Genomic DNA, 4,263 nt, shown 5'->3' with positions numbered 1-4,263 from the left:
CCGGTCGGCGCAGGCTGAGTGTCCCTCTTCGGCCGGATCGCGCGCCAGGCGGCGGATCTCCCGGCCTGTCTTCTCTCAAATCCGGAGGATTCACTACGTCGGTTGCTGCCGCTCCCTCGCTTCCGCCTGCGACTTCTACGGCCGCCACCGCCAGCCCCGCGCAGGCCGCGGATTACGACTACAAGGCTGCGAACGCCAGGAGCGCGCAGACCATGGACAGCGATGGCGACGACAAGCCGCTGGCGAGTTCGGCGGCAGCGCAGAGTTCGCCGGCCGTTAAGGCGTCGCTGACCTCGCTCAAGGTCGGCGGCTAGTCCGAGAATCGACGCCGCGCGGCCGCTGTCTGTTATGCGCCGCGCTGCGTCCGTCCCGAACATTGGCGATCGGTAATCCGAACACCGCAAATCTGGCGCGTTGGGGCGCGATTTCGACCGGCGACGTGAAGGGACAGGCGCTTTGCCTGTGCCTCGCAAGAGTCGAAACTCGGAGACCCTGATGAAGCTGTTCAGCGCCTTGACCATTCTCGCTGTCGCCGCCGCCGGCCCTGCCTTCGCCGAAGGCAAGTGCGCGACCGGGCCGAAATCGAAGTGGCAGCCGAAATCGGCCCTCGAGACCCAGTTGCAAGCCGACGGCTTCAAGGTGCGCCAGATCAAGGTCGAGGGCGGCTGCTACGAAGTCTACGCCACCGACAAGGACGGCAAGCGCGCCAATATGGCCTACAACGCCGAGACGCTCGAGAAGCTCGACAACGCCGAGGCCGGCGAGAACTGAGGTTCGCCAACGGGCGCACGGCTCATGGTCCGCGTCTGGGATCCTGTCGTTCGGGTCTTTCACTGGTCGTTGGCCGCGAGCTTCGCGGTTGCCTGGGCAAGTTCCGAAAACTGGGAGGGCGTGCACGAGGCCGCCCCGGCTATGTCGCCGGCGGCCTCGTGCTGCTTCGCATCCTGTGGGGCTTCGTCGGCCCGCGCTACGCGCGCTTTGCGCAGTTCGTGCGGCGGCCCGGAACGGTGCTCGACTATCTTGGCGCGATGGGGAACGGGTCCGAGCGCCGCTATGTCGGCCACAACCCGGCAGGCGGGGCGATGGTCGTCGTCCTGCTTGTGGCGATGGCTGCGGCGGCCGTCGGCGGCTGGCTCCTGACGACCGACGCATTTTGGGGCTCGCCCGTCATGCAGCACGGCCATTCTCTGCTCGCCCATGGCGTGCTCGCGCTGGTGGTCCTTCATCTTGGTGGCGTGACGCTCGGGAGCCTGCGTCACCACGAAAATCTAGTCGGGGCGATGGTCGTCGCGTGAAGCGCCCGGCTGAACCGGGCGACGTCGCGTGACGGTTTCGGAGACCACGATGAAGGCGGAAACACAGGAACTCGGCGCGCCGTTCTTCTTCGCGACCGGGGAGGCGCCGACGGTATCGGCGATCGACGACGACATCTATCTGACCGTGACGGCGGCCGTACCCGACTTTCCGAACGCGGTCGAGACGATCGACATCATCCTGTCGGTCGACTACGCCAAGACGGTCATCGCGCAGCTTTCGACTGCGGTCATCGCCGCGCGGCGCAAGGAAGACGTGGGCTGAGGACGCCGCATCGAGGTCAGTCTTCTTTCAGGGCGGTCGCGAGCGTCACCCTGAGGCCGGGACCGTTGTCCGAGGCCGTGTATGCGAGCCCGTGCAACTCGGCGATCGCGGCGACAAGCGCAGGCCCAAGCCCGGTTCCCGGCGCTTCGCGCGCCCGATCGGTGCGATAGAAGCGCTGGAAGATCGCGGTCAACTCGCCGGTCCCGACTCCTGCTCCGTCGTCGGCGATCGACAGCGCGACACCGGTTTCCGCTCTCGAACCCGTCGCCTCGATCCGGACGCCCGGCTGGTTGTGCCGCAGCGCATTGTCGATGAGGTTTGCGATCATCTGGACGAGCAGCTCCCTGTCGCCCAGGATCGGCAGCGGCGTCTCGAAGCGCGCGACAAGCGCCTTGCCCTCTTCCGCGGCCGCCGGCTCGAAGGCGTCAACGACCTCACGCGCGATATCGGCGAGATCGAGCGTCCGAAAGGCGGCGCGCCGAGCGCCGGCCTCGATCTGGCCGATCCGCAACAAGGCGTTGAAGGTTTCGAGAACGCCTTCGAGGTCCGCGATGGTCGCGTCGATCGCCTCCTGGGCGCCGTCCGTCGAGGGATCGCGGTGGGCCGCTTCGAGGCGACGAAGCATGCTGGCCAGCGGTTTGCGCAGGTCGTGGGCGATATCGGCGCTGACCTGCTTGTTCGCCTGCAGAAGCTTCGCGATCCGGTCGAACAGCCGGTTGAAGGTGCGCGCCAGCGCGGTCAGGTCGTCGTCGGTGCGGCTGATTGGAATCCTTCCGCTCCAGTCGCCCTCCATCAGGCGGCGCGCGGTCTGCCGCATCGAATCGATCCGGCCAAGGAACTGGGCGCTGAGCCAGAGGCCGCCGACGGTTCCGAGCGCGAGTGTGGCCGCGACCGCCCAGGCGAAGGCCGTCAGCACCCCGGCCAGGATGTCGTCGGAACGACGGCGCTCGTCGCCGACAAGCAGGGTCGAGCCGTCAGCGAGGCGCGTGACGAGCGACCGGAAGATCTCGGGCTTGGACTCCTGGGGCTCGTCACTCGGGTCTTCCTGCGCCTCGATCCAACCATTTGCGCCGGCGCCGGAGGGCGGAACGCGCAGGTCGCCGGCGATCGAATTGCCGTCGCGACCGATGAGGCCATAGGCGAAGCCGGCGCCGCTCGATCCGCGCGCCTCGATGATCGCGGCGAGCTTGTCGCGCCCGTCGTTGACGAACGCGCTCTTCAGCGCGTCGGTCTCCTCGACGATCCGGTCGTCGAAATCGGTCAGAATCTCATTGCGAACCGATAGATAGACGAACGCGCCGAGCGCCAGCGCCGACGTTGTGAACAGCGCCAGATAAAGAGCGGCCAGCCGGAAGCTGGCGGTCCTAAGCAGCCGAATTCGGGCCACGCAACGTGTATCCGGCGCCGCGCACGGTCTGAATCAGCGAAGGGCCGCCGCGATCGATCTTGCTCCGCAGGCGACTGATGTGGGTCTCGACAATGTTGGTTTTCGGATCGAAGTGGAACTCCCAGACTTTTTCGAGCAGCATCTTTCGGGTGACGAGCCGACCCTCGCTGCGTATCAGACATTCGAGCAGGCGGAACTCGCGTGGCTGGAGCTCGATCGCCTCGCCGCTTCGGCGCACCGTGCGGGCGACGAGGTCCATTTCGAGATCGCCGGCTTCGAGGACGGTCTGCGACGCGCCGAGGGTCGGACGGCGCGCCAGCGCCGTCAGGCGCGCCATCAGTTCCTCGAAGGCGAAGGGTTTGACGAGATAGTCGTCGCCGCCGGCCTCGAGCCCATCGACCCGGTCGTCGATCCCGGAAAGATTGGTCAAGAACAGCACCGGCGTCGAGACGCCGTCCTTGCGCATCAACGCGACGACGCCGAGGCCGTCGAGTTGCGGCAACATGCGGTCGAGCACAATGACGTCGAAGCGATCGGCGGTTGCGCGCTCATAGCCTTCCCGCCCATCCCGCGCCAGCGTCGGCTCATGGCCCCGAGCGAAAAGTCCAGCCGCGATGAACCTAGCGGTTCCCTCGTCGTCTTCGACAACCAGAATCTTCATCCGGCCGAATTAGCAGAATGCCGGAACGACAAGAAGCCCGGCGAGGTCAGGCAGTTTTCGGCAACCAGATGCGGCAGCCGCAATCCGAGCTGATTGGCCCCGAGACCGCGATGCAACACGACGGCTTCACAAACAGCTTGCACGCGTCGCAACGATGTTCGGCAAGGGCGACGGTCTGGTAGTGGACGCTGTCCTTGGACACCTTAACCGGCGACATCTCGAGCGCCTTCGCGCCCGTCGCCAACACGCCAGCCCCGCCTGCTACGCAGCCGAGTAAGACCGTGCGTCGCGAGATCCCGTCGGAATGGACAAAGCTGCTCATGGCGATGTTCCTCTCGCGTCACCCGTTCCCAGGTTGGGCTTAATTCAACGCATTGATTCAGATCAACCCGACAACGAATGCGCCGGATGAACATATTCGTCCGAGACGCAACAGCTTCGGTCGCGTTAAATCGTAAGCGCTCAGCAAGCGTAACAAGGATGGGTCGCGCCCCTCATGTATCCCCTCATTTTCACGCGATGCCGAACGCCTGGGAGAAGGATCGGTTTTGGCGCAGGAGTTCTAGCAGGACGTGGCCGATCAGACGCCCGGCCACCAGACCCAGTTGCCGGCGATCTACGGGATCGCGCGCAATTT

Annotated in this window: 6 protein-coding genes; 3 read left to right on the top strand and 3 right to left on the bottom strand. The window is 65.7% G+C overall.

All coding sequences use genetic code 11. The features are described from left to right. Positions 1-495: 495 nt before the first annotated feature. The 3 genes from ACLP25_RS14955 to ACLP25_RS14945 all read left to right on the top strand — a co-directional run bounded on the left by ACLP25_RS14955 (position 496) and on the right by ACLP25_RS14945 (position 1,578). A complete protein-coding gene (locus ACLP25_RS14955) occupies positions 496-771 on the top strand; it encodes a PepSY domain-containing protein (RefSeq protein ID WP_442469978.1) in 276 nt (91 codons plus the stop codon). Positions 772-929: 158 nt separating this feature from the next. Continuing rightward, a complete protein-coding gene (locus tag ACLP25_RS14950) occupies positions 930-1,295 on the top strand; it encodes a cytochrome b/b6 domain-containing protein (RefSeq protein ID WP_442469977.1) in 366 nt (121 codons plus the stop codon). A 49-nt stretch (positions 1,296-1,344) separates the two neighbouring features. Further along, positions 1,345-1,578 (top strand): hypothetical protein, encoded by a 234-nt coding sequence (locus tag ACLP25_RS14945; protein ID WP_442469976.1) that lies wholly within the window; start codon positions 1,345-1,347, stop codon positions 1,576-1,578. 16 nt (positions 1,579-1,594) lie between these two features. Here the strand turns inward: ACLP25_RS14945 and ACLP25_RS14940 are convergent, their stop codons facing one another. The 3 genes from ACLP25_RS14940 to ACLP25_RS14930 are packed head-to-tail and all read right to left on the bottom strand — an operon-like array spanning position 1,595 to position 3,948. Beyond that, positions 1,595-2,965: a sensor histidine kinase gene (locus ACLP25_RS14940; protein ID WP_442469975.1), complete on the bottom strand. Its 1,371-nt coding sequence runs from the start codon at positions 2,963-2,965 to the stop codon at positions 1,595-1,597. Next, positions 2,943-3,626 carry a response regulator transcription factor gene (locus ACLP25_RS14935; RefSeq protein ID WP_442469974.1) on the bottom strand — a complete coding sequence of 228 codons (684 nt, stop codon included), beginning with the start codon at positions 3,624-3,626 and terminating at the stop codon, positions 2,943-2,945. The genes ACLP25_RS14940 and ACLP25_RS14935 overlap by 23 nt, the downstream gene beginning before the upstream one ends. A 46-nt stretch (positions 3,627-3,672) precedes the next feature. Continuing rightward, the gene (locus ACLP25_RS14930; RefSeq protein WP_442469973.1) at positions 3,673-3,948 is read right to left on the bottom strand and encodes a hypothetical protein; all 276 of its coding nucleotides are present in this window, start codon (positions 3,946-3,948) and stop codon (positions 3,673-3,675) included. Positions 3,949-4,263: the final 315 nt, after the last annotated feature.

The organism is Roseiarcus sp., assembly GCF_052145395.1.
GTDB lineage: Bacteria > Pseudomonadota > Alphaproteobacteria > Rhizobiales > Beijerinckiaceae > Roseiarcus.
Note: the sequence above shows the minus strand (reverse complement) of the source record. Positions and strands in the feature narration are given on the sequence as shown.

Excerpts from the sequence above, each read along its gene's own strand:
- ACLP25_RS14955 (WP_442469978.1), top strand. The coding sequence starts at position 496 with ATGAAGCTGTTCAGCGCCTTGACCATTCTCGCTGTCGCCGCCGCCGGC.
- ACLP25_RS14930 (WP_442469973.1), bottom strand. The coding sequence starts at position 3,948 with ATGAGCAGCTTTGTCCATTCCGACGGGATCTCGCGACGCACGGTCTTA.
- ACLP25_RS14945 (WP_442469976.1), top strand. The coding sequence starts at position 1,345 with ATGAAGGCGGAAACACAGGAACTCGGCGCGCCGTTCTTCTTCGCGACC.
- ACLP25_RS14935 (WP_442469974.1), bottom strand. The coding sequence starts at position 3,626 with ATGAAGATTCTGGTTGTCGAAGACGACGAGGGAACCGCTAGGTTCATC.